The organism is Paenibacillus sp. DCT19 (assembly GCF_003268635.1).
Taxonomy (GTDB): Bacteria; Bacillota; Bacilli; order Paenibacillales; family Paenibacillaceae; genus Paenibacillus.
This window is the reverse complement of sequence record NZ_CP029639.1, coordinates 4,236,182-4,262,170: the sequence shown is the minus strand read 5'-3', so window position 1 is coordinate 4,262,170 and position 25,989 is coordinate 4,236,182. Positions and strand designations below refer to the sequence as shown.

General features: G+C 44.4%; 19 protein-coding genes and 2 pseudogenes. 18 read left to right on the top strand and 3 right to left on the bottom strand.

What is annotated here, in order from left to right:
* The first annotated feature begins 352 nt into the window (after positions 1 to 352).
* The 12 genes from adhE (at position 353) to DMB88_RS19280 (ending at position 16,997) form a co-directional block, all read left to right on the top strand.
* The gene (gene adhE / locus DMB88_RS19335; protein WP_128102658.1) at positions 353 to 2,965 is read left to right on the top strand and encodes a bifunctional acetaldehyde-CoA/alcohol dehydrogenase; all 2,613 of its coding nucleotides are present in this window, start codon (positions 353 to 355) and stop codon (positions 2,963 to 2,965) included.
* 148 nt (positions 2,966 to 3,113) lie between these two features.
* Positions 3,114 to 3,509 carry a hypothetical protein gene (locus DMB88_RS19330; protein WP_128102657.1) on the top strand — a complete coding sequence of 132 codons (396 nt, stop codon included), beginning with the start codon at positions 3,114 to 3,116 and terminating at the stop codon, positions 3,507 to 3,509.
* Between the two features lie 462 nt (positions 3,510 to 3,971).
* A complete protein-coding gene (gene pflB, locus DMB88_RS19325; RefSeq protein ID WP_128102656.1) occupies positions 3,972 to 6,230 on the top strand; it encodes a formate C-acetyltransferase in 2,259 nt (752 codons plus the stop codon).
* Positions 6,231 to 6,320: 90 nt separating this feature from the next.
* Positions 6,321 to 7,073: a pyruvate formate-lyase-activating protein gene (gene pflA / locus DMB88_RS19320; protein ID WP_128102655.1), complete on the top strand. Its 753-nt coding sequence runs from the start codon at positions 6,321 to 6,323 to the stop codon at positions 7,071 to 7,073.
* Between the two features lie 322 nt (positions 7,074 to 7,395).
* Complete coding sequence (locus DMB88_RS19315) at positions 7,396 to 9,657, top strand: stalk domain-containing protein (protein WP_128102654.1); 2,262 nt, start codon at positions 7,396 to 7,398, stop codon at positions 9,655 to 9,657.
* A 365-nt stretch (positions 9,658 to 10,022) separates the two neighbouring features.
* Complete coding sequence (locus DMB88_RS19310) at positions 10,023 to 10,487, top strand: Fur family transcriptional regulator (RefSeq protein WP_128102653.1); 465 nt, start codon at positions 10,023 to 10,025, stop codon at positions 10,485 to 10,487.
* A 2-nt stretch (positions 10,488 to 10,489) separates the two neighbouring features.
* On the top strand, positions 10,490 to 10,741 hold the full coding sequence (gene yidD, locus DMB88_RS19305; protein ID WP_128102652.1) for a membrane protein insertion efficiency factor YidD: 252 nt from the start codon (positions 10,490 to 10,492) through the stop codon (positions 10,739 to 10,741).
* 433 nt (positions 10,742 to 11,174) lie between these two features.
* Positions 11,175 to 13,193 (top strand): methionine--tRNA ligase, encoded by a 2,019-nt coding sequence (gene metG / locus DMB88_RS19300; protein WP_128102651.1) that lies wholly within the window; start codon positions 11,175 to 11,177, stop codon positions 13,191 to 13,193.
* Positions 13,194 to 13,531: 338 nt separating this feature from the next.
* Positions 13,532 to 14,557, top strand: coding sequence for a metal ABC transporter solute-binding protein, Zn/Mn family (locus DMB88_RS19295; RefSeq protein ID WP_164848840.1), 1,026 nt, complete (start codon positions 13,532 to 13,534; stop codon positions 14,555 to 14,557).
* 57 nt (positions 14,558 to 14,614) lie between these two features.
* Positions 14,615 to 15,373 (top strand): metal ABC transporter ATP-binding protein, encoded by a 759-nt coding sequence (locus DMB88_RS19290; RefSeq protein WP_128102649.1) that lies wholly within the window; start codon positions 14,615 to 14,617, stop codon positions 15,371 to 15,373.
* 57 nt (positions 15,374 to 15,430) lie between these two features.
* Positions 15,431 to 16,234 carry a metal ABC transporter permease gene (locus DMB88_RS19285; protein WP_128102648.1) on the top strand — a complete coding sequence of 268 codons (804 nt, stop codon included), beginning with the start codon at positions 15,431 to 15,433 and terminating at the stop codon, positions 16,232 to 16,234.
* 49 nt (positions 16,235 to 16,283) lie between these two features.
* The gene (locus tag DMB88_RS19280; RefSeq protein WP_128102647.1) at positions 16,284 to 16,997 is read left to right on the top strand and encodes a cytochrome c biogenesis CcdA family protein; all 714 of its coding nucleotides are present in this window, start codon (positions 16,284 to 16,286) and stop codon (positions 16,995 to 16,997) included.
* Between the two features lie 172 nt (positions 16,998 to 17,169).
* Here the strand turns inward: DMB88_RS19280 and splB are convergent, their stop codons facing one another.
* A complete protein-coding gene (gene splB, locus DMB88_RS19275; protein ID WP_128102646.1) occupies positions 17,170 to 18,240 on the bottom strand; it encodes a spore photoproduct lyase in 1,071 nt (356 codons plus the stop codon).
* 224 nt (positions 18,241 to 18,464) lie between these two features.
* Here splB and mntR point away from each other — a divergent pair, with 224 nt between their 5' ends.
* The 3 genes from mntR (at position 18,465) to DMB88_RS19260 (ending at position 21,847) form a co-directional block, all read left to right on the top strand.
* Complete coding sequence (mntR, locus tag DMB88_RS19270; protein ID WP_056696954.1) at positions 18,465 to 18,893, top strand: transcriptional regulator MntR; 429 nt, start codon at positions 18,465 to 18,467, stop codon at positions 18,891 to 18,893.
* A 245-nt stretch (positions 18,894 to 19,138) separates the two neighbouring features.
* Positions 19,139 to 20,752 (top strand): family 10 glycosylhydrolase, encoded by a 1,614-nt coding sequence (locus DMB88_RS19265; RefSeq protein WP_128102645.1) that lies wholly within the window; start codon positions 19,139 to 19,141, stop codon positions 20,750 to 20,752.
* A 93-nt stretch (positions 20,753 to 20,845) separates the two neighbouring features.
* Positions 20,846 to 21,847 carry a patatin-like phospholipase family protein gene (locus tag DMB88_RS19260; protein WP_128102644.1) on the top strand — a complete coding sequence of 334 codons (1,002 nt, stop codon included), beginning with the start codon at positions 20,846 to 20,848 and terminating at the stop codon, positions 21,845 to 21,847.
* Between the two features lie 89 nt (positions 21,848 to 21,936).
* Here DMB88_RS19260 and DMB88_RS19255 read toward each other — a convergent pair whose 3' ends face one another.
* Both DMB88_RS19255 and DMB88_RS19250 read right to left on the bottom strand, forming a co-directional pair.
* On the bottom strand, positions 21,937 to 22,272 hold the full coding sequence (locus tag DMB88_RS19255) for a hypothetical protein (protein ID WP_128102643.1): 336 nt from the start codon (positions 22,270 to 22,272) through the stop codon (positions 21,937 to 21,939).
* A 5-nt stretch (positions 22,273 to 22,277) separates the two neighbouring features.
* Positions 22,278 to 23,269, bottom strand: a pseudogene (locus DMB88_RS19250) (DUF1385 domain-containing protein).
* Positions 23,270 to 23,496: 227 nt separating this feature from the next.
* Between DMB88_RS19250 and DMB88_RS19245 the strand changes: the two are divergent.
* The 3 genes and pseudogenes from DMB88_RS19245 to DMB88_RS19235 all read left to right on the top strand — a co-directional run bounded on the left by DMB88_RS19245 (position 23,497) and on the right by DMB88_RS19235 (position 25,705).
* Positions 23,497 to 24,071: pseudogene (locus DMB88_RS19245) on the top strand (YqhR family membrane protein).
* Positions 24,072 to 24,148: 77 nt separating this feature from the next.
* Complete coding sequence (gene aroQ, locus DMB88_RS19240; RefSeq protein ID WP_128102641.1) at positions 24,149 to 24,592, top strand: type II 3-dehydroquinate dehydratase; 444 nt, start codon at positions 24,149 to 24,151, stop codon at positions 24,590 to 24,592.
* A gap of 39 nt (positions 24,593 to 24,631) precedes the next feature.
* The gene (locus tag DMB88_RS19235; protein ID WP_128102640.1) at positions 24,632 to 25,705 is read left to right on the top strand and encodes a M24 family metallopeptidase; all 1,074 of its coding nucleotides are present in this window, start codon (positions 24,632 to 24,634) and stop codon (positions 25,703 to 25,705) included.
* The last annotated feature ends 284 nt before the right edge of the window (positions 25,706 to 25,989 follow it).

Sequence of the window (25,989 nt, the reverse complement as noted above, 5' to 3'; positions counted from 1 at the left end):
GTGCCGTCCGTTCAGGGTCATCTCGGCCGGGAAGGACGGTACAAATTGCGGTGGTTCAATTTTTAAGTTCAGTATATACCTAATCTTACCGTTTGAGGGGGATAGAAAGGGAACAAAAATGGCGAAATTTCAAACATTGTGATTAAATTCACTTTTTGTGGGCAAGTATGGAGCTGAAAGAGCCATGTAAAAAAAGGGAGTAGCAGTGCACTTGTTAGCAGACATTAAGAATCTAAATTTAAATTCGTAATACTTTGTGAAAAAAATCACATAATTAAATCATGTCCCATGATACGATGTGAATGTAAAGAAGAGAGACAACATAATACGAACCTTTAGGAGGATGAGGGAGATGGCTGTAAAGAACGAGGTCGCCCCAGCAAAAGAACCGACAGCAGGTCAGTATATTCAAACATTAATTGACAAAGCGAACAAAGCACACGCAGCATTCATGTCCATGGATCAACAGCAAATCGATCGAATTGTGCAAGCAATGGCGCTTGCAGGTCTGGATAAACACATGATGCTCGCCAAAATGGCTGTGGAAGAAACCGGCCGCGGTGTGTACGAAGATAAAATCACTAAAAATATATTTGCTACAGAATATGTGTACCATAGCATCAAATATGACAAAACCGTTGGTGTCATTGAAGATAATGAATATGAGAACTTCCAGAAAATTGCCGAGCCGGTTGGCATCATCATGGGGATTACGCCGGTTACCAACCCAACATCAACGACGATGTTTAAGGCACTGATCTCCATCAAGACTCGTAACCCGATTATCTTCGGTTTCCACCCTTCTGCACAGAACTGTAGCCGCGAAGCAGCCAAAATCTTGCTTGAAGCCGCAGTGAAGCATGGTGCTCCAGCCGACTGTATTCAGTGGATTGATGATCCATCCATGGATCGCACCAATGCCCTGATGAACCACAACGATGTGGCACTCATTCTGGCGACAGGCGGATCAGGCATGGTGCGAGCAGCATATAGCTGTGGTAAACCAGCACTGGGTGTAGGGCCAGGTAACGTACCTTGCTTCATTGAAAAAAGTGCGGATATCAATCAGGCAGTGACGGATCTGATTTTGTCCAAATCATTTGATAATGGGATGATCTGTGCTTCCGAGCAAGCGGTCATTATTGAAGAACCTATCTTCGATCAAGTCAAAAAGAAAATGATTGCCAATGGATGTTACTTCGTTAACAAGGAAGAAGCAGCTAAGCTGACCGCAGGCGCTATCAATGCTGAGAAATGTGCAGTTAACCCAGCGATTGTAGGTCAATCCGCCGTAGCGATTGCTCAGTTATGCGGTATTGAAGTTCCAGCAAGCACCAAAATCCTGGTTGCTGAAATTGAGGGTGTTGGCGTCAAATTCCCATTGTCTGCGGAAAAATTAAGCCCGGTACTGGCTTGTTACAAAGTCAAAACGGCAGCAGAAGGTATTGAACGTGCAGCAGAAGTGGTTGCTTTTGGCGGAATGGGACACTCATCCGTTATTCACTCCAACAATGAAGAAGTGATTAACAAGTTTGCAGATCGCCTGCAAACAGGACGGATCATCGTCAACTCACCTTCCACACACGGAGCAATTGGCGATATCTACAACACGAATATGCCATCGCTCACACTGGGATGTGGTTCATACGGACGTAACTCGACTTCGTCGAACGTAACTGCTGTCAACTTAATCAATGTGAAAAGGGTGGCTCGCCGTACCGTGAATATGCAATGGTTCAAAGTACCGAACAAGGTCTACTTCGAAAAAGGCGCGACGCAGTATCTCGCCAAAATGCCGGATATCACCCGTGTTGCAATTATTACGGATGCCATGATGGTGAAGCTGGGTTATGTGGAAAAGGTAGAGCACTATCTGCGTCAACGCCAAATGCCGGTAGCCATTGAAGTGTTCTCGGATGTTGAGCCGGATCCATCCACAACGACTGTAGATCGCGGAACCGAAATGATGCGTCGCTTCCAACCGGACTGCATTATCGCTCTCGGTGGCGGATCACCAATGGATGCTGCCAAAGCGATGTGGTTGTTCTATGAATATCCAGACACAGACTTTAATGATCTGAAGCAAAAATTCATGGATATCCGTAAACGGATCTACAAATATCCTAGACTTGGCGTAAAAGCAAAATTTGTGGCGATCCCAACAACATCGGGCACAGGATCGGAAGTAACATCATTTGCTGTTATCACGGATAAAAATCTAGGAAACACCAAATATCCACTGGCTGACTATGAGCTGACTCCTGACGTGGCGATCGTTGACCCTGAGTTTGTATACTCGCTGCCTAGAACAGCTGTAGCTGACACAGGTATGGACGTACTGACACATGCGATTGAAGCTTATGTATCTGTTATGGCGAATGACTATACGGATGGATTAGCAATCAAAGCCATTCAACTGGTGTTCCAGTATTTGGAGCAATCAGCATTACAAGGCGACAAACTGGCACGTGAGAAAATGCATAATGCTTCAACGATTGCAGGTATGGCATTTGCCAACGCATTCTTGGGTATCAACCACAGCTTGGCGCACAAATGGGGCGGTCAGTACCATACAGCCCACGGACGTACCAATGCGATTTTGATGCCACACGTTATTCGATACAACGCGAAAAAACCGACCAAATTCGCATCGTTCCCGAAATACTCGCACTTTGTGGCAGATGAGCGATATGCCGAAATTGCCCGCATTCTCGGATTGCCTGCTCGCACAACCGAAGAAGGGGTTAACAGCTTAATCAACGCTATCCGCAAAATGAACAAAACATTGGGTATCGAGGAATCGTTCCAAGAGATCGGATTTGATGCAAAAGATTTCGAAGCACATGTAGATTACCTGGCTGATCGTGCCTTCGAAGACCAATGTACAACTGCGAATCCGAAGCTGCCGCTGGTAACCGAATTAGCAGATGTATACCGCAACGCATTCTACGGTAAATTCGAATAATAATAATCTTCCGAAACATGCAACAGCTTGTTGAGGATGGCAATAGGTTCAGGGTTCCCCAAAATGGGGAGCCCCGATTGCCGTATGTTTTGAGGAACACGTAATCCGTGCTATAGCAGGTAGAACCGAAGGTTGGGAGGGAAAGGAGGTGGGCAGAAAAACGGAGGAGCGAAGCTCCCGCTTTTTCAGGAACTTATCACTTCATGTTTTGGCTCCAGAAAAGATGCAACAAGGAGTCCGCGTTGTAGCAAGGAGAACCAAAGGTTCACAGGGAAAGGAGATGGGCAGAAAAACAGAGGAGCGAAGCCCCTGCTTTTTCAGGAACTTATCACTTCATGTTTCGGCTCCAGAAAAGATGCAACAAGGAGTCCGGGTTGTAGCAAGGAGAACCAAAGGTTCGCAGGGAAAGGAGGTGGGCAGAAAAACGGAGGAGCGAAGCCCTCGCTTTTTCAGGAACTTATCACTTCATGTTTCGGCTCCAAATCGAGGAGGAGCCGCCCATCTTTTAAAAATGCAACACGGAATCCGTGATGTGGCAGTTTGAACCACCCGTTCACACGTTAACGGAGAGGACAGAAAAAACCTGAAGAAGCGAAGCGCTCGCCTGAAAGCTTTCTGAAAAAAAGCTACATCGGAAGCATAAGCTATTCCCGGATTTTCACCTTTGAGAAAGTAAATTGAAAAATCCGGGAATAACAGCGATCGGAAGGTTGTTCTGTCCGCGGAGTGGCCAGTGTGAACCATTTCCCACGGTTCAACATGACACACCGCAGGTGGAGTGCGTTAGTTCACTTACTTTGTGATAAAAATCACAGATGATGAAATCGCCAAGACGTATACTGAAAATGTAAGAAAAACATTCATTCCGCGGTTCCGGTTCCCAAGTAGAGAGAACGTGTTCCGGTTTATGTGAAACAATTCACATTAATCGCGGCTCTGGACACACAATGATACGAAGACGCAGCATGTTATGTGTCCAGAAATCCAAATTAGTGGAGGGATTACGATGTCGGTGATCGAAAAAGATGTCAAACAACAAACAGGCTGGAGAAACTTTACCAAAGGAACTTGGACTAAAACCGTTAATGTGAATGACTTTTTGGAACACAATTTGTCTCCATATTATGGCGATGAAGCATTTCTTGAAGGTGCAACCCAGAATACAAAAGAGTTGTGGGATATCGTATCTGATCTAACCAAAAAAGAACGGGATAACGGTGGTGTCCTTGACGTAGACGTTAATACGCCTGCAACAATTACTTCTCACCAACCAGGATATCTGGATCAATCCAAAGAGCAAATTGTCGGCGTTCAGACCGATGCTCCATTCAAACGTTCCATTCAGCCATTCGGCGGAATTCGCATGATGATTGATGCATGTGAAGCATATGGCTTCGAAATGCCTCAAGGTGTCATTGATATATTTACAAACATTCGTAAAACACATAACCAAGGTGTATTCGACGCTTATACTTCCGAGATGCGTGCAGCGCGTAAAGCAGGGATCATTACAGGTTTACCAGATGCTTATGGTCGTGGCCGGATCATCGGGGACTACCGCCGGGTAGCGTTGTACGGTGTAGACTTCCTAATTCGTAACAAAAAAGGCGAATTGAACGCCTTGGAAGTGGATATTATCGATGAAGATGTTATCCGTCTGCGTGAAGAGTTGTCTGAGCAGATTCGTGCCTTGCAAGAACTGAAACAATTGGGCGAAATGCACGGTTTCGATATTTCCTTGCCAGCAACAACAGCCAAAGAAGCGTTCCAATGGTTGTACTTCGGTTACCTGGCAGCGATCAAAGAGCAGAACGGTGCTGCAATGTCACTGGGACGTGTATCATCCTTCCTGGATATCTACATTGAACGTGATCTGCAAGAAGGCATTCTGACCGAAGAGCAGGCTCAAGAGCTGGTTGACCATTTTGTTATGAAACTGCGGATCGTGAAATTCCTGCGTACGCCGGACTATAACGAACTGTTCAGTGGAGACCCAACATGGGTAACCGAGTCCATCGGCGGGATGTCCGTAAATGGTGAGACACGTGTAACGAAAAACAGCTTCCGCTTCCTGCACACGCTGCATAACCTGGGACCTGCACCGGAGCCAAACCTGACTGTACTCTGGTCCACTAAACTGCCGGAAGCATTCAAAGAATATTGCAGTAAAGTATCTATCGAAACGAGCTCGATTCAATATGAGAATGACGATCTGATGCGTCCGATCTATGGCGATGATTACGGTATTGCTTGTTGTGTATCTGCAATGAAGATCGGGAAACAAATGCAATTCTTCGGTGCTCGTGCGAACCTGGCGAAAGCTCTCTTGTACGCAATCAATGGTGGTCGTGACGAGAAGTCTGGAGCACAAGTAGGACCTGAATTCCCTGCTATTACAAGCGAAGTGCTGGATTACAATGAAGTTATGAAACGCTTCAAACCAATGATGGAATGGCTGGCGAAGCTGTACATGAACACTCTTAACGTCATCCATTACATGCACGATAAATATAGCTACGAGCGGATCGAGATGGCATTGCATGACCGTGACATCGTTCGTACAATGGCTTGCGGTATTGCAGGTCTGTCGGTTGCAGCGGATTCACTCAGTGCCATCAAATATGCCAAAGTAAAACCAATTCGTAACGAACAAGGCATTGCTGTTGATTTTGAAATTGAAGGAGAATTCCCTTGTTACGGTAACAATGAAGACAGCGTAGATAGCATTGCTGTTGAACTGGTTGAGAGCTTCATGGGCATGATTCGTAAGCACAAAGCATACCGTAACGCGGTACCAACGCAATCCGTACTGACCATCACTTCCAACGTAGTTTACGGTAAGAAAACAGGAACTACACCGGATGGCCGTAAAGCAGGCGAACCATTCGCACCAGGTGCGAACCCAATGCATGGACGTGATAAAAAAGGTGCATTGGCATCCCTTGGCTCAGTAGCCAAATTGCCTTACGAACACAGCCTTGATGGTATCTCTAACACCTTCTCCATTGTGCCAAAAGCACTGGGTAAAGAGGAGAATACACGTAAATCTAATCTGACTGCGATGATGGACGGATACTTTGGTCAGAATGCCCATCACCTGAACGTCAACGTGTTTGATCGTCAACAATTAATGGATGCGATGGAGCACCCGGAAAATTATCCACAGCTTACTGTACGGGTATCCGGATATGCGGTTAACTTCATCAAACTGACTCGTGAACAACAACTCGATGTCATTAACCGTACGTTCCACGGCTCCATGTAAAGCAATTTACAGTGTAAGAACGAATCCAGTGGAACATCTGGTCAAGAATTAAACGCACAGCGGATGCGGATATAGAAAGGAAGAGGCAGCATGGTTAAAGGACATATTCATTCACTCGAAACTTTCGGGACGGTTGACGGCCCAGGCATCCGCTTCGTGCTCTTTATGCAAGGATGTCTACTCAAGTGTCAGTATTGCCATAATCCCGATACATGGGCACTGGATGGAGGCAAGGAAACGACCGTAGAGGAAGTACTGGCTGAAATTGAGCCTTATCTTTCCTACTATCGTAGTTCAGGCGGGGGACTCACCATATCCGGTGGGGAACCAACTTTACAAGCACACTTTGTAGCCCAAGTGTTCAAGGAAGTCAAACGTCGCTGGGGACTCCATACTACACTAGATAGTAATGGTTTTAACGAACCTGACCGTATCCATGAACTACTGGATAACACAGACTTAGTGTTACTCGATCTGAAGCATATCGATGATGAGAAGCATATGAAGTTGACTGGAAAATCCAATGAAAGAACGCTGAAGACAGCCAAGTGGCTATCTGAGCAAGGACGTAAAATGTGGATACGCCACGTATATGTGCCTGGCATTCACAATGACGAAGAGGACTTACTTAACCTTGGAAGATTCATTGGTACATTAAACGGGGTGGAGAAGTTCGAAATTCTTCCGTATCACCAGATGGGGATCTACAAATGGGAGGCACTTGGCAAGGTGTACCCGCTTGAAGGTGTTCCATCACCAAGTCAAGAAGAGGTTGAGCGAGCTTATCGTTTGATCCAGCAAGGTAGAGAAGAAACATCAGGGGTAGCTTGTTCGAGCCAATGATTAAATATGCAGAAGCAGCCATGGCGATTATGGATCGTCTTGGCTGCTTTTTTGTTTGCATCGGTTGAAACCAAAACGTCTGTTCAAACGTTTATACCAGGTGTAAATGTTGATAGATCAGTATTTTCATAGTGTGAAATAAAATCGTGAACTCGTATAAAGCCTTGTAGGTACGGTTTTGGCGAGGTTTGTTCACATTATTCAAAGTTTACATTTCTATTAAAATATTTTTAGCAACTTTTCCCGTTTACAAGCGTCTAATAGTATGACTTTTTGAGGGGGATATTTATAAAATGGGAGCAGAAGGAGCCAAAGACAAAGAATGAATCTGAAAAAGAACTTGTCCATACTTACCGCTTTAGCTGTTTTTCAAGCGTTTGCAGTACTTCCAGCTAGCGCACAATCAACCGACCAAAGCGAAACTACACCCGTAAATAAAGCCACAGTGAAATCCGTGGAGGTTTTGAAAAAAGAACAAACGATTGCTGAATCGGAAGTGAAAACCGGTACAGAAACACAGCCGGAGCAAAATAATGCGACGGAAGAAACACAACCTGAAACGACAGAACCTACAGCAACGGATGTAACTCCAGTTGAACCTGTAACGGAAACAGACACACCAGAGGCTGAAGGTGAAGAGGGAGAAACTCCTGCACCTACACCGGTAGAAGTTGAACAGCCAGCCACTGGCAATCAAGCGAGTTCCGGAACTACAGGCGGTGATCTGACGCTGTACATGAACAGCAACAAAATGATGCAAGATGGCAAGACGTATCTTGCAGGACAACCGATGGCTGTCAAAAATGGTGTATCTTATGTCGCAATCCGTGCTCTGGTAGATCGGGTTGGATATGATGTGAAATACGATAACACAACGAAAGAAACCATTATTATTAGTGGTGAAGATGAACTTCGTTTTAAGACAAACAGCACGATCTATACCGTAAATGGTGATTCAAGATCCATGAAGGGTCCTGCTTATCAAGAGAAAAATACGTTTATGGTGCCTTTGACTTCCATTACACAGGCGCTCAACATTACTTATACAGTTAATCAATCTGCAAAGACTGTTGTATTGAACCTGAATACGAAGCCAGTAGCTAGCTTCACTGTTCAAAAAGAAATTTTTGCTGGTGATGTAGTGACGTATACAACGAAATCCAGTTCTCCAAAAGGCCTTAACATTGTGGACGAACGCTGGACAGGCCGCCAAGACATATTTGACCAACCAGGTACATATACGGTAACCTATGCGGTCCAAGATTCAAGCGGTCAATGGAGTGATCCATACTCGCTGACGATCAAGGTGGAGAAACCTAACCTTCCGCCAGTAGCCATGTTTACAACAGACAAGGAAGAATACAAAATGGGTGAGAAGATCACCTACATTGACCAAAGTACAGATGACGAAAATGCAATTACCAAAACGGTATGGGACAATAATGCCCTCGCATTCTTTGTACCGGGTCCGAAGACCGTAACGATTACTGTTACGGATAAACATGGTGCAAGCGATAGCTACACCAAGACGATTAATATTACAGGCGAAACGCTCTACAGCTTGTCCGATTTCAATCAGTTGTTCACGCCTGTAGGTGACAAGTTTACCTTCAACGGTGGCGAAGTACCTGCGATGGAGAAAGTCCCTTACACGTACACGGATGAGCCAAGCTTGTTGATTCGTAGTAACAGCCCAGAAACCGTGAATACGGAAGGGATTGTGTACCAGGAATCTTCATTCGGGCAAACACGTTTCATGATTCACCATGTAAACAACACAGGTAAAAGAGTGAAAATGTATGTAATCGCAACAAACAACAACCCGTATACAGCTGTGTTTGAACAGCAAAATATGGGCTTTGCCGGCCCTACACCGTTTGCTACTGTAGCAGGTAAATTGTCCATTGATAAATGGTTCAAGTCGATTCAAACTGGAGCCGATACGAAGAAAATGTATATTCTCCCTGGCGAAAGCAAGTTGATCTTGACGGAGCTTAATGCAATCCCGATGAAAGAAGGGCAAGTTATTTCCCTTTATTCGGATACTTTCAGCGATTATACACTCGACTATAACGTCATCTTGATTGACGAAAATAAAGATCCATTTGAAGCATTACCAACGCTGCCAGTTCTGGATCGTGATGGTGTTCATAACCGTGGAACGTATCCTAACGCAACACGTGTAATTACGTACGATCAGGAAGTAGGTTCGAAGCCTGCACGTCTTCCACTCGGAGACAATTCAAGTGATCCAAACCTGGAAGGAACAGATCCAATGGCTCACACCATTGCTTCCAACGCAGGTAACTTTGGAGTTCTATACAAAATTACGCTCAATAATGTGGCTCCACGTACGTTGATTTCATTTAATCCTCGTGGAGGTAAGTACTCAGGTGTTGCGCTTGTTAATGGTCAGGTTGTACAACTGGCAAGTGACAGCAGATCTCTGAGTGCGCCGAACGAGCAAGGTGTTCTTCATCGTACGGGTTCTTACGGTGAGAGTGTAACCATTATCTTCTCGGCTGCACCAGGAAGTAATCTTCCTGTAAACCTTTTGTTCACACCACTTCCGCAAGAGAAGTAGTTGAGCCGTAACATGTTATTGTTTCAGCAAGAGACGGTTTGGAGTGAAGCTTATATCATATATACCCTGTCACCCCAAAAGTCTAAGAGAGGTTGTTCAAAAAGTCCGCCCATCTTCTTGGCACTGAAAACCGATCTTTTTGAACACGCACTTTGAAGGATTAATTTCTTCTGAACCGTCGGGAAGGACTCCATTCATGGAGTCCTTTTTTAATATAGACAGTGTGAAAAATAGGCGATTAAGGAGCTTCGTTGACTCTAAACTCAATTTAGGGCATTATGATAAGAGAGTTGTTGAATTTTTTTCATTTTGTTAGACTATTGAACAATTATTGCAGTGCTTGAATGACAGGAGGTGCTTAGGTAATGCTGTCAACAGAACAGATTATTAATACGATGTCCTCGCAGGGACTTCGCATAACGGATCAGCGGAAGACGTTGGCTCGTTTGTTTGCGGAATCTCCAGGGTATTTGACGCCTAAGGATGTTTATGAATATATGGGGAAAACTTATAGTGGACTGAGCTTTGATACAGTGTATCGTAATCTTCGTGTCATGCAGGAGTTAGGCGTATTGGAGCAGGTCGTTTTTGAAGATGGTGTGAAGTTCAGAGCTTCTTGTAGCGAGGATCATCACCACCACCACATGATCTGTCTGAAATGTCAGAAGACATATCCGATCGTGTTCTGCCCAATGCAACTCGCAGACGCGCCCGAACAATTTCAGGTTGTGGATCATAAATTTGAAGTATTCGGTTATTGCAAAGACTGTGCTGAACATGCACCAGCCAAAGTTGCATCTGGACATCATCATTCCCATGGGAAACATTGAAAATGAAAATATCTCGTCGAATTATGCAAGCCCCTATACGGGTCTATCGTAATTATATTTCTCCCTTGAAGCCACCGAGCTGCCGTTTCTATCCAACGTGCTCAGCATACGCGATGGAAGCAATCGAAGTTCACGGGGCGTTCAAAGGCTCATTGCTCGCTGCGAAACGGATTGCGAAATGTCATCCTTTTCATCCAGGAGGAGTCGATTTAGTGCCACCTAAGACCGAGAAATCTATAGTGATTTCGGATTAAAGGTCATTTCTCAAAATGAGATTTCATGCATTTGGGCACGCTAGGTGAATGCCGCTACGAACTTGACAAATAGGGCCGTATTTCAGTATATTTTTCGTATAATGATTTCCATTGAAGGGATAAGTACAGACACACCCCAGTGCAGAGAGCCGGATGAGCTGAGAACCGGTCTGGGAGGAGGATGGAAATGGTCCTGGAGGAACCTCTTTCGAGCGTGCAACACAGGGATTGAGACCTGTTGTCGTAAGGCTGAGGCGTGATCCAGCGTTAATGGACGGTCGAAGGACCGACAGAGCCTGTGTTTTGCAAAAGATGCAGGGAATTTGGGTGGTAACACGTGAGAACAACTCTCGTCCCATAGGGACGGGAGTTTTTTGTGTTCTTTTTCAAGTTCAATTAAATGTGTAACGGATTAAAGGAGGAGAAGTCATTCATGGCTGATCAAAAAACATTTTATTTAACAACACCAATTTACTACCCAAGCGACAAATTGCACATTGGGCATGCGTACACAACGGTAGCTGGTGATGCGATGGTACGTTACAAGCGCCTGCGTGGATACGAGGTTCGCTACTTAACAGGCACGGATGAGCATGGGCAGAAGATCGAACGTAAAGCACAGGAAAAGGGTCAATCACCTCAGTCTTTCGTAGATGATATCGTGGTAGGCATCAAAGAGTTGTGGAACAAGCTGGACATTTCCAATGATGATTTCATCCGTACAACGGAAGAACGTCATAAGACGGTAGTTCAGGATATCTTTGACCGTTTGCTGAAGCAAGGGGATATCTACAAAGGTGAGTACGAAGGCTGGTACAGTATTCCAGACGAGACGTATTATACGGAGACGCAATTAGTCGATGTAGAGAAGAATGATAAAGGTGAGATCATTTCGGCGAAGAGCCCGGATAGCGGACATCCCGTTGAACTCGTGAAAGAGGAATCCTACTTCTTCCGCATGAGTAAATATGCTGATCGCTTGCTCAAGTATTATGAGGATAACCCAGGCTTCATTCAACCGGAATCCCGTAAAAACGAGATGATTAACAACTTTATCAAGCCAGGTTTGGAAGATCTCGCTGTTTCGCGTACAACATTTGAGTGGGGCGTAAAAGTAAAAGGAGATCCGAAGCATGTCGTGTACGTGTGGATTGATGCGTTGTCCAACTACATTACAGCTCTAGGCTATGGTTCATCTGATCCTACACTGTACAATAAATTCTGGCCTGCAGATGTTCATCTCGTAGGTAAAGAAATTGTTCGTTTCCATACGATTTATTGGCCAATCATGCTGATGGCGCTTGATCTGCCATTGCCGAAAAAAGTGTTTGCACATGGTTGGTTACTGATGAAGGATGGCAAAATGTCCAAATCCAAAGGTAACGTTGTTGATCCGGTAACTTTGATTGATCGTTATGGTCTGGATTCTCTTCGTTATTACCTGCTTCGTGAAGTTCCATTTGGTTCAGATGGTACGTTTACACCAGAAAGCTTCGTAGATCGTGTCAATTCAGACCTGGCCAACGATCTGGGTAATCTGTTGAACCGTACAGTCGCTATGGTAGACAAATACTTCGGGGGTCAAGCGCCTGCGTTTACATCAGGTGTAACCGAGTTTGATGCATCACTCGAAGAAGCAGGTCAGGCGGCTGTGGATAAAGTAGAGACAGCTATGGAGAATCTGCAATTCTCCGTTGCGTTGACAGCGATCAGCCAATTCGTTAGCCGCAGCAACAAATATATTGATGAGACACAGCCGTGGGCATTAGCTCGTGATGAAGCTAAACGCGATGAACTGGCCTCTGTAATGGCTCATTTAATTGAAAGCTTGCGGATTGCTTCCATCCTGCTACAGCCGTTCCTGACACGTGCTCCGCGTAAAATCTGGGAACAACTAGGTATTCAAGAAGGCGAACTTACGGCTTGGGATACTGCGAAGCAATGGGGCGTAATTCCGGCTGGCAATGCTTTGCAGAAGGGTGACCCAATCTTCCCACGTCTTGACTCCGAGCAGGAAATTGCTTATATCTCCGAGGCGATGACTGGTGGTAAGAAAACAGAAGAACCATCTGAAACTCCACAAGCCACTTCAGAGACGACTGAACCGGTTTCTGCGCCAGAAGGCAAAGAAGAGATCGGCATTGATGATTTTGCAAAAGTAGAACTGCGTGTTGCTCAAGTTATTGCATGTGAGCCTGTCAAAAAAGCAGATAAACTGTTGAAGCTTCAACTCGATCTCGGTTATGAGAAACGTCAGGTTGTGTCTGGCATTGCCAAGTTCTATTCTCCAGAAGAGATGGTTGGACGCAAAGTCATTTGTGTCACCAACCTGAAGCCTGTAAAATTACGTGGAGAACTGTCTCAGGGCATGATTTTGGCTGCATCCCACGGAGATCAGCTTACACTCGCTACCGTACCTGATAGCATGCCTAACGGTGCTCAAGTTAAATAAGAAGCTATATAACGCCGAGATGCATATGTAACTTGTTCTGAGGGACATTTTGAATCGAGCAGCATATAGCTATGAATTGGAAGGTGACCCGATAATTCGGGTCATCTTTTTTCGGTTATGCTGTAACTTCTGATCTGATCGTGAGAAAACAAGCATATATTGTTATGAACTCTGTATACCAGGTAAGAATGAATAGGAGAGCGGCTTGACAATGAGAGACAGGTTCCCTATAATTCTTTCAGTAATGTTTACGATTAAGAGAATACGGAGTGATTATAATTATGCGTTTTTTTAACAGTAATAAGGATGGACAGCATCATCTATCGAAGCATACAGGCATGAACCGGATAAAATGGGTATGGAGCAGTTTTCTCATTGTTAGCTTGGTTCTCTTGACGGCTTGTGGACAGAATACATCGAATAATGCCAAGATTGTGGAAGATAAAGTGAATGTGATCACGACCTTTTATCCTGTGTATGCATTCACAGCGGCTATTGGTGGAGAAGATGCTAATGTGATTAATTTGCTGCCTACGGGTGTTGAACCTCATGAGTGGACACCTAAGAGCCAGGATATTGTAAATACCTCCAAAGCCCAATTGTTCCTTTACAATGGAGCAGGTCTTGAGGGATGGGTTCCGAATTTCCTCAAATCACTAAACAGTGATACACAAGTGAAATCTGTTGCTGTCAGTGAAGGCGTTACGCTGTTAACAGCTGAAGGTGATGATGGACATGGACATGGTGCAGAGCATGATGAAGAGCACGCGGACGAACATGCAGATGAGCACACAGATGAACATTCTGATGAAGAAACGGCGACTGAAGAAGTTGCGGACCATCATGTTGATCCACACACATGGGTAAGTCCTAAATCCGCTATGATTATGGCAGAAAATATTAAAAATAGTCTCGTTGAAGCAGATCCTGCCCACCAAGCTGCTTATGAAGAGCGTTATGAAGAACTGCATGCTAAACTTGTAACACTTGATCAGCACTTTACGGAAGAATTATCTAAAGTTCCAAACAAAGAAATTGTTGTATCACATCAGGCGTTTGGATACTTGGCACGCGATTATGGATTGACTCAACATGCGATTATGGGACTATCTCCTGATGCTGAACCGACTGGTCAGGACATCGTTAACTTGGCGAAGCTCGTTAAGGATGAAGGCATTAAATATATTTTCTTCGAAGAGCTTGTATCTGATAAACTTGCCAAAACACTCGCGAGTGAAGCAGGCGTAGAAACGATGGTATTAAATCCAGTTGAAGGATTGACTAAAGAACAGGTGGATAATGGTGATGATTACTTCACTTTGATGGAAAAAAATTTGCAAAATCTATTGATCGCATTAAAATAAGGTAGACTGAAGGATTTTAACTTAGAATCCTCATATATAATGAAGGGCGGCTTTGCAATGCAGCAAATCATGCCACTATGTCATGATCCAATCATCGAGATCGAGAAGCTTTCCTTCTCCTATGGAGATCAGAAAGTGATTAATGATCTCAATTTTATGGTTAAAGAACGAGACTTTGTAGGTATTATTGGTTCGAACGGAGCGGGTAAAACTACTTTATTGCGGATGTTGGTAGGTTTATTACCTCCTGCGCAGGGTGATATTAAGCTGTTCGGACAATCTATTCGCCGGTTTAAGGATTGGGAGCGAATCGGTTACGTGCCACAAAAGAATGCGTTTAACCCACTTTTTCCAGCAACGGTGCGTGAAGTGGTCATGTCTGGCTTGTACAATAACAAAAATATGTTTCGAAGAATATCGCGTAAGGCACAGCAACAATGTACAGATGCCTTACAGGTGATGCGCATTGAGGATCTGGCGAACAAGCGGATTGGACAATTATCCGGAGGGCAGCAACAGCGTGTGTTTCTCGCAAGAGCGCTGATCAATCATCCAGATTTGCTTATTTTGGATGAACCAACGGTTGGAATCGATGCAGAATCGCAGGACAGCTTCTTCGAATTAATTACCCATATGCATGAACACCATCGGATGACGTTTTTGATGGTATCCCATGATATGGATCGGATGGAGAACTATCTGGGTTCGCAGGCAGCTGTAACGAATGGTAAAATTCATTTTCATGTTCGCCATTCCCATGAGATTGAAGACTGTGCGGAAACGAATCTACAGCATACTACTTCCTTGGTAAAATAGATTCAGTGTTGGGTACGTTTGGATTAGAGCAAGGCCGAAGAAGGAGTCGTGTATGTTTTGGAAATTTTAATGAGTGATTTTTTTCAGCGGGCACTAGCCGGTGGGTTGTTAATTGGCATCACTGCTCCGCTGATCGGGTTATTTCTGGTATTACGACGTTTGTCGATGATTGGGGACACGCTCTCTCATGTGACGATTGCCGGGGTTGCACTTGGATTCCTCATTGAGGTATATCCGATTGGCGTAGGACTTGTATTTGCTGTACTGGCTTCGTTTGCGATTGAGAAGCTGCGTAAGGCATACAAGAGTTATGCAGAGCTATCTATTGCGATTATTATGTCCGGAGGCGTAGCGCTGGCGTCACTGTTCTTCACGTTAGGCAAAGGGTATAACACAGATGTTATGAGTTATTTATTCGGAAGTATTTATACTCTAGATGCCACGGATTTGAAACTAGTAGGGGTGGTCACTCTAATTGTGGTCATCGTTGTAGCTCTGTTACATAAGGAATTTTTCCTGCTTAGTTTTGAAGAAGATGCTGCGGCAGTTACGGGCTTGCCCGTCAGGTTGTTAAACATGTTGATTACAATAATGACTGCGTTGGTTATAAGTACAGCCATTAAAATCGTTGGTGCTCTGCTTGTATCAGCACTATTGACGATTCCGGTAGCCGTCAGCCTTCTAATGGCGCGAAGCTTCAAATCAGCTATTATTTTGTCCGTAGTGATCGGTGAGATTGCTGTTGTTATTGGACTGGTTGTAGCCGGAATATGGAATCTTGCACCAGGGGCAACGATTGTATTGCTGCTCATTATGATGCTCATTCTTACGATGATTGCCAAAAAAGGGTTCCGTGCCTAACGACTGAACGAGTAAGCAAGCGAGCCCGGAGAAGGGAGACATCCGCATCATGCCTGATGTTAATGTATGGGTGGCTTTTATTGCAGGAGTAGCTTCGTTTATATCGCCATGCTGTCTTCCACTGTATCCGTCGTATTTGTCTTACATAACAGGCATGACGGTACAACGCTTGAAGGATGATCGTAATCTGCGAGAAGTTCGTTTTAAGACGCTGACTCATACGCTGGCGTTTATTTTAGGCTTCTCAGCTGTTTTTTATACACTTGGGCTGGGAGCCGGACTGTTTGGTCAGTTTTTCAATGATCATCGAGAATTGATTCGTCAATTGTCAGCTATTTTAATTATATTGATGGGGTTGTTCTTGCTTGGGGTCTTCAAACCACAGTTTCTGATGAAAGAACGGAAGATGGATATGAAGTGGAAACCAGCAGGGTACCTTGGCTCTTTTATCTTCGGCATAGGGTTCTCCGCTGGTTGGTCGCCGTGTATCGGGCCGATTCTAGCTACGATTATTGCGATGGCCGCTAGTGAGCCAACAACGTGGTTTGCATTGATTACAGGGTATACTGTCGGTTTTGCATTGCCGTTCTTTGTATTAGCCTTCTTCATCGGTTCAACGCGCTGGATCTTGCGTTATTCGAATGTGTTGATGAAGGTCGGCGGGGCTTTGATGGTGTTCATGGGTATTTTGTTATACACAGGTCAGATGACTAAAATTACGATTTGGCTGCAGAGTATCACACCAGATTGGATGATCATCTAACGAATGCATTAATGTAGTTAACCCGAGAGTTTAATAAAAGGATATGAATAAAGGTATAAAAAAGCAGGTTACATGTGAGCCCAGAGTATTCTGGATCATGCAACCTGTTTTTTGTTTTTATGAATGCATATAGAAGTCCGTATCCATATCATACCCTGGATCGTTTGTAATTTTAGGTGAAGTAATCAATGTTGGCTAAAGGAAAATGCTCGAAAATGCGTTCTGTAATAAATTCACGCAGGGCGTCTTGTTGGTCGTCTTTATACACATACTTATACTGTCCCCAGCGACCCCACTTCATTTTACGTTTCTCCATATCCATCTCAAGCTTCGTTTTGGGGTAACGCTTCTCAATGGTCGCTTTCGCTGTTTTGGTAAAACGATGCTGGATCATCTCAAATGTGAGATCCTTGGTCGCTTCATGGGGCAGCGTATCTGCAAGCTTTTGCAGCAATTCCGAGTAGCCTTCCTCCCACCCGTCGTACCACATAATTGGGGCGATAATGAATCCTAAAGGATAACCGGCATGCGCGATCTTACCAGCAGCTTCGATCCGTTCTTCAAAGCGGGACGTTGCGGGTTCAAAGTTTTTGATGACATAATCGGAATTAACACTGAAACGGATTCGGGTGTGACCGTTATGTTTCAGGTTTAACAAGGGATCAACGTGATGATATTTGGTTACAAATCGCAATCGCCCATATTCTTCATCAGCCATAAATCGAATCAGATCACTTAAATTCTCAGTAATGTGTTCCAGACCAACCGGGTCTGACGTACAGGCTGCCTCGAATCGTGTAATCTCAGGAGCCCGCTCCTCAATATAACCTTTGGCAGCTTCAATAATTTCTTCTGTATTCACATAGACCCGCACATACGGTTTGGCACCCAATGTGGTTTGTAGATAACAATAATGGCAATGACCCATACAACCTGTAGAAATCGGAATAGCATATTCTGCGGAAGGTTTGGATTGATCAAATTTCAGAGTTTTTCGAACACCGACCACTAGGGTACGTTTGGCCATTCGATACTTTTCCTGCTCCGTCTCACCGGGGAGGTTCGTGATCCGATTATGAGATGTCGTCATCTGGTACGGGATATCTCTAGAGGTGACCCATTCCATGATTCTTTTTCCTTTATCATAATCCAGCGCACCAGGTTCAAAATACACTAAATCGGGAATAAAGGGTTTAGTACCCTTTGCTTTGCGAACTGGGGGTTGCGCTACACTTGTACTCACATAAACACTCCTTTCGATACGAAACTGGACTTAGTTTGTCTCAAGAAGGGTTATGTCAACCGTGCCAATACTTGCGTAAGGATGGGGTTTTTTAGACATTCCAATTGGTAATGGAGGCTTATGCAGTTTCAGAGGACTTGCCAATGCGTATTGATAACATGTATCATTATAAGATAGGGATCAGGCAGGAACAGCTGCCGATCAGAGAGAAGAGAGGGAAGCAGATGCCAACGCCCAGTATGGAAGATTATTTGGAGCGTATATACAAATTAATTGATGAAAAGGGCTATGCTCGTGTGTCTGATATAGCTGAAGGACTGGAAGTGCATCCTTCATCGGTGACGAAAATGATCCAGAAGCTGGACAAAGACGAGTACTTGATCTATGAGAAGTACCGCGGCTTGGTACTCACTCCAAAAGGTAAAAAGATGGGGAAACGCTTAATGGAGCGCCATCATCTGCTGGAGCAATTTTTGACGACGATTGGTGTTCAAGAGGAAAATATTTATAAGGACGTAGAAGGAATTGAGCACCATCTTAGCTGGGATTCCATTACGTGTATCGAATCTTTAGTCGAATATTTCCGTCAAGACGAAAGTCGGTTGCGTGATCTCAAAAATCTGCAGGATGTTATGAGTAATACAGAATCGTAATAGATATTCCTAACATCACAATCAGATCATAAGTAATGAAATGATGCCAAATGAATGCTTGTAAAAGTCTTCTAGTAACCTTATGAAAACCAGCCAACGATGCTTATCGTAATGTGATAAAGCGCGTAAGCTGGTTTTTTTCTACCCAACATTTGGTGAATGTCGCAACTAAACCATCAGTAGGAGCGTCTATTAAACTAGCAGAATTTGCCGCGAGTTTAAAAAATGATGGAGGATTGCTATCGATGAAGTTTCGTAAAGGGTTAATCCTGTTGCTTATTTTTGTGCTGGGTTTGCAAACAGCAGGAATGACGGCACAGGCAGCAGGACAGAAGGAAATCGTCATTAATTTGGACGGGCAACGCTTAGATTCAGATGTAGCTCCTTACATTATTCCTAAGGTGAATGTAACAATGGTTCCTTTGCGTGTCATTAGCGAAGGACTTGGAGCTTCTGTGTTATGGTCACAAGCGACACGTACCGTTACGATCAAAAAGGCTGATTCCGTTATCACGATGACTAGTGGTCGTCAGCAGGCTACCGTTGACAACACGGTAGTTGGATTGGATGCATCAGTAGAACTGAAGCAAGGTCGTGTCATGGTTCCCATTCGTTTTGTCAGTGAGAATCTCGGGATTCGTGTGAACTGGAATCAATCGGAGCAGGTTATCGATCTGATCACTGAGGATGGATCAACGACACCTGCACCTACGCCTACCCCAGCCGTTCCTGCTGAACCAGGAGGCACAGCACAGACGCCTGCGTCAGAAGAGATGCGTGGTGCTTGGATTTCGACAGTTAACGGTGATTGGCCGTCATCTGGGGCAAGAAACAATATTATGAAACAAAAACAAGAGTATACTCAGCAGTTGGATGCACTGAAGGACATGGGAATCAATGCGGTATTCGTTCAGGTTCGGGCGAATGCTGATGCAATCTATCCATCAGGACTTGTACCATGGAATACGGTTCTCACGGGGACTCAAGGTAAAGACCCAGGGTATGATCCACTATCGTTCATGATCGAGGAAGCACATCAACGCGGAATGGAGTTCCATGCGTGGTTCAATCCTTTCCGTGCTACGAATTCAGCAAGTACCAGCGGACTCGCAGCAAATCATGTTTCCAAATTACATCCTGACTGGATTGTAAATGTATCAGGGAAGCTTTATATCAACCCAGGTATACCACAAGCCAGACAACATATTATTGATACGATCATGGAAGTGGTTAATCAGTATGATATTGATGGTGTGCATCTGGATGATTATTTCTATCCATCTAACGCTACGTTCAATGATGATGCGGCATTTAAGACGTATAATACATTGAATACTAAGGATCGTGCGGAGTGGAGACGCGACAATATTAATCAATTTGTGAAGCAACTTGGAGAGAGTGTGCATCGTGTGAAGCCAAACGTTCAATACGGGATTAGTCCTTTTGGCGTATGGCGTAACAAAGCAGATGATCCGACAGGATCGGATACAAGAGCAGGAGTACCCGCTTATGACAGCATGCACGCAGATGTTCGTACATGGATTAAGCAAGGGTGGATTGATTATGTTGCACCACAAGTGTACTGGAGTATGACACTGAGTGCTGCTCGTTATGATAAAGTTGTGGACTGGTGGGTTAATGAGGTGGCGAACACCAACGTTAAACTGTACATTGGCCACGCTCCTTACAAGCTGGGAACCTCGGAGATTGGTTGGAATACTTCACAAGAGATCATAGACCAGCTCATTTATAATGAAAAGTATGACTTGGTCAAGGGTGATATCTTCTTCAGCTCACAGCATTTAACGAAGAATACATTGGGCTTGATTGCCAGACTCAAGGCATATTACGGACTATAGAAATTTTTTAGTGTGATATACGTAATATAACCAACCCCTGTTCTCATACAGTGGCAGTAGAAACATGGCTGTCTGGAGAACGGGGTATTTAGCATGTTAATTAATGCGGTGTTTGAAGGTGGAGGCGTTAAAGGGATTTCACTTGCGGGTGCAGTGCAGGCAGCGCAGGATAACGATATGGAGTTCCATCGCGTGGCAGGTACGTCCTCAGGCTCAATTGTGGCAGCTCTGATCGCTGCAGGATATCGAGCAGAAGAGATGAAGAGTATTATCGAGAATACGCCATTTGCTTCATTGTTACGTCGTTCTCCAATATTTGATGCACGCTGGATCGGACCTGCGGCAAGATTGTTTCTGAAGAAGGGGCTCTACTCTGGGGAAGCACTCGAAGAATGGATCCGAAATATGCTGAAGCAAAAAGGGATTCGAACCTTTGCGGATCTTCCCAAAGGCAAATTACTTATTACCGCATCGGATATTACGAACGGTACGATACTGGTTTTACCTGACGATATTGGACGCTTTGGCATAGATCCCAGCAAGCTTGAGGTAGCCAAAGCTGTTCGTATGAGCTGTAGCATTCCTTACTTTTTTGATCCAGTTGTCATTCGTAGATCCCCTATATTGTCAAAGGGCATGCGTTTTTCCGATCAGTTTGTGTATGTGGTGGATGGCGGTTTGCTCAGTAATTTTCCGTTGTGGTTATTTGATGGGGAACGTTCAGATCGAACCGGTGAACCGATTCCTGTAGTTGGTTTTAAAATGGTTGGCAAGACAGAAGGCAAGTCAGCACGAATTAGAGGGCCGCTCAGCATGCTTCAGGCGTTGGTAGAGACGATGCTTACCGCTCATGATGAGCGATATATCGAACAGATTAATCGTTTCCGTACGGTCAAAATACCAACGCTAGGTATTAAACCAACACAGTTTCACCTCTCAGCACAGGATAGCACAGCGTTATATTTATCCGGGGTAGCAGCAGGAACAGAGTTTTTTAGTGGGTGGAACACAAAAATATATGACGAACAATTAAATAAGCAACGCAAAGAACTTCGAAAAAAACAAACCGAATCACTACCTTTGATACCTGTATGAGAAGATTTGAATGTTCAGATGAAATACCCAAAAAAACAGCAATTCTCACGAAGGAGAGTTGCTGTTATTCGTGTTTACTTTATTCAAAGTTAGTGAAATTTAGGGATATCTTCATCACTTTTACCCTTTTGACCTTGAATGACTTGGAACGGATAATCTTTACGTTTCTTGGAAGATCCGCTACTACTCTTTTTGTTACTGTTTTGTTGTGCATTAACTTTGGCCATCGTACGTACCGATGGTTTAACCTTAGGCGTAGATTTACGTCTCCAACGCTTAGGAGGATACTTATACAGCAGGAATATTCCGCCTAACACAATTAGAGGTATAACAATTCGGGAGATTCCACCGCTGCTTAAAAAAGCTAATGCTCCAATAGCAGCAAGTGTGATGAATGTCCAAAATAAGACTGCCTGCTTATTCATATCAATCACCCTTTCACAGGATCAAGTGATGCAACAGGAATTTCTGATACTGCAGAAGCATTTGCAAGTTTTGCATCCAACTCACGCATACGATTGAATGAGGCGATGGATACTTCAACCTGTTCGTTCGTAGGCTCTTTCGTTGTTAGCAACTGTAGCCACAACCCCGGATATCCGAGATAGCGCAAGAATGGGATATCACGAACAGAATTGGTGATCTTCAGCAATTCGAAGGAAATGCCAAGTACAAGTGGTAGCAAAATCAACCGCTGACCCATTCGTTCCCATAGGTTGTCATACGTGAAAAGGGAGTACAGGAATACACCAATAATCACCGTCAACATGATGAAGCTACTGCCGCAACGATAGTGCAGTCGGCTATATTTTTGCACATTTTCTGGCGTGAGTTCCTCACCCGCTTCATAAGCACTGATTACTTTATGCTCCGCACCGTGGTATTGGAACAAACGTTTAATCATAGGTGTCTGTGAAATTAACCATAGATAGGCAAGCAACAGAATCAGCTTAATGCCGCCTTCCAGTAAATTATGCAAAAACTGATTGTCGAATGCATTCTTGAAAAGAAAATTCTCAATGACTACCGGTAGCAGGGTGAGTACAATCTTTCCGAATAAGAATGAAAGTATGGCTACTGCGGTTACTCCAATAATCATGCTCAGGCTCCAGCCAGAGCCTTCTTTTTCTTTTTGTTTAGCTTTTTCTTCCGGTTCCAGTTCATCATCAGCATATGCGTCAGCAGAGTAATTCAGGTGTTTGCTGCCCTTAACGCTAGAATCTATAATGCTGACAATCCCGCGCAGTAACGGAATCCGCCGCAATTTCATGACCCAGGACTTGTCTTGCTTGGGAACTTCTAAATACGTGATCTCGCCGTCTTTTCTTCGCACAGCCGTAACATTGACGTGTTTCCCACCAAACATTACGCCTTCAATGACAGCTTGCCCCCATAGCTGACAGGCTTGGATTGTTGAGGCAAATTACTCACCTTCCTATTCTGTTCTATACCTTCATGGTAGAAGGCGGTTTAATAACCCTATTGTATCGAATTTTGAGAGCAATTTCTAGTTTGCAGGACAATCTGTGCTGGATGTTGTTAAGTTTGGTCAGAATGGAACATACTACCCGATAAACAATTTGTGTGAATCGAAGCTTTGCAGAAGGTTGTATTGATGAAGAACAAGTAAATTGGAAGGAGCTCAACATATGACAGAACACACAGAAGATCGGGGTCATCGGAAAGATCAAATATCGGAGAGTAAAAATTCAGCAGAACGAAAGGGGCGTGGAAAGCCAAAACAAGGAGAAGCACATTACTTGACCAAGCCGTTTCCATTTGCTGTGGAATTAGGATTTTTTGCGGGATTTATATGGGGGCAATATATTTACTGTTTTATGTCATCCATTTTACGATTGTACCTTTAGGTTTTTTGGCAGAGCCTTTTTTCAAACATGAATTCGTGTATTCCATGGCAGGGCATCTAACAGGATGGTTATTTTTTATTGCGTTTTCGATCCTAGCGTCTGTACTTTATACCTTCACAATTCGCAAATTGAAAGGGCCATTCCCCGGTATGATTTACGGAATCTTCTGGTGGCTCATTATCTTTGTGCTGGTTGGGCCTAAAGTGCATATGGTGAAGCCTCAGAATGAATTAACCTGGGATTCAATCATCACTGAGTTCTGTTTCTTTCTGCTATGGGGACTCTTCATCGGTTATACAGTAGCCATGGAGTACACAGACGAGCGTAAGCGTGAGCCAGAGAAAGCAGGAGCATAGCCGCAAAAAAGCTTCTCAATCGGGCAATGGCTGTGTTAAAATAGCAGATGGTTATTTGCAGAGAGGATGGAGCAGCTATGAAACGAATTGTTGTGATCAATGGCCCGAACCTAAACATGCTAGGTATACGTGAACCTGGCATCTATGGAACGCTTAGTCTGAAGGATATTGAAGACAAAATTCGCAGACAGGCTGAAGAGCTGGGCGTCTCCATCACTTTTTATCAATCTAATCACGAAGGGGATATCATTGATCGTATTCATGCAGCGATGGGGGAAGACGACGGAATCATGCTGAATGCCGGAGCCTTTACTCATTACAGCTATGCTATACGGGATGCGATTAATGCAGTAAAAGTCCCTACTGTGGAAGTTCATCTATCCAACATTCATGCACGCGAAGCGTTCAGACATCATTCAGTAATTGCTGCAGAAACGATCGGGCAGATTGCCGGATTTGGCGAAGTAAGCTATGAACTGGGATTGCTGGCTCTCGTGCGTCATCTGGACAAACAAACCTGAGCCGGGAACCCGGGAATGTGAGAGAAAGAAGGGTTACCGATGGAAAACAAACGAGTGAATAAGTTACGTGAGGCTATGCGCGAGCGTGAACTCACGGCTATGCTGATTACTAATCCGATTAATCGTCGTTACATGACGAACTTTACGGGTTCAGCGGGATACGTGCTTATTACGGAACAGGAAGCATACTTGCTGACTGATTTCCGCTATATGACACAGGCACCTCTACAAGCCAAAGGATTTACCGTTGTGGAACACGGACCAAAACCGATGGATTCCGTGCGTGAACTGCTGCTTTCCGCAAACATCAAAGAAGTTGGCTTTGAGCAGGATAGCGTGACATTTGGTACGCATGCATCTTATGCTGAAACACTTCACCCTGCTGAACTGAAAGCTGTATCCGGTATTGTGGAACAACTTCGCATGTTCAAGGACGAAGATGAAATCGCTGTAATGCAAAGAGCAGCAGATTTGGCAGATGCTACGTTCAGCCACGTTTTACAGTTTGCGAAACCGGGCATGACTGAGCGTGAGGTCGATTTGGAGATGGAGTTCTTCATGCGTAAGCATGGTGCGACTTCCTCATCGTTTGATACGATCGTTGCCTCAGGTGAACGTTCTGCAATGCCTCACGGGGTAGCAAGTGAGAAGGTCATTGGACAGAACGAATTGATTACGTTTGACTTTGGTGCGCTGCTGGATGGGTACTGTTCAGACCTTACACGTACCATTGCAACAGGTACACCGGTACCTGAGCTGCGTAAAATCTATGATATTGTACTGGAAGCCCAGTTACATACGCTGGAGAACCTGAAACCAGGCATGACCGGACGCGAAGCCGATGCGCTGGCACGTGATATCATTGCAGGCTACGGATACGGAGATCAGTTCGGACACAGCACAGGCCATGGCTTGGGTATGGAAGTTCATGAATCTCCTCGTTTGTCCAAGCTTAGCGACGATGTATTGAAACCGGGCATGGTTGTAACTGTTGAACCGGGTATCTATATCGACGGTCTTGGCGGTGTACGCATCGAGGACGATGTGGTTATCACAGAGACAGGCATTCATATTTTAACAAAATCGGATAAGAAATTTACCGTTATCGGCTAAATGACTATCCACCGGTGATAAAGGACATGTTTTGATTTAGAAGGTGGGAGATTATCTCCTGAATGGTGAGGAATATATTGCGAAGTAGTGGAAGAGACGGAATCGATTCTAAAGAAGCGTCAGCGTTCGCCTTTGTCTCCCCATTTTTAACCTTATTATAGTCTAATCAATAAAAATGGGGAGACAACAGCGATCGGAAGAACGATCCGACTCTGGAACGGTCTCAGCAGTAGATTGCTGCCAATCAGAAGATTCTCACCTTCAGTCAACGTATTGTCCTATAT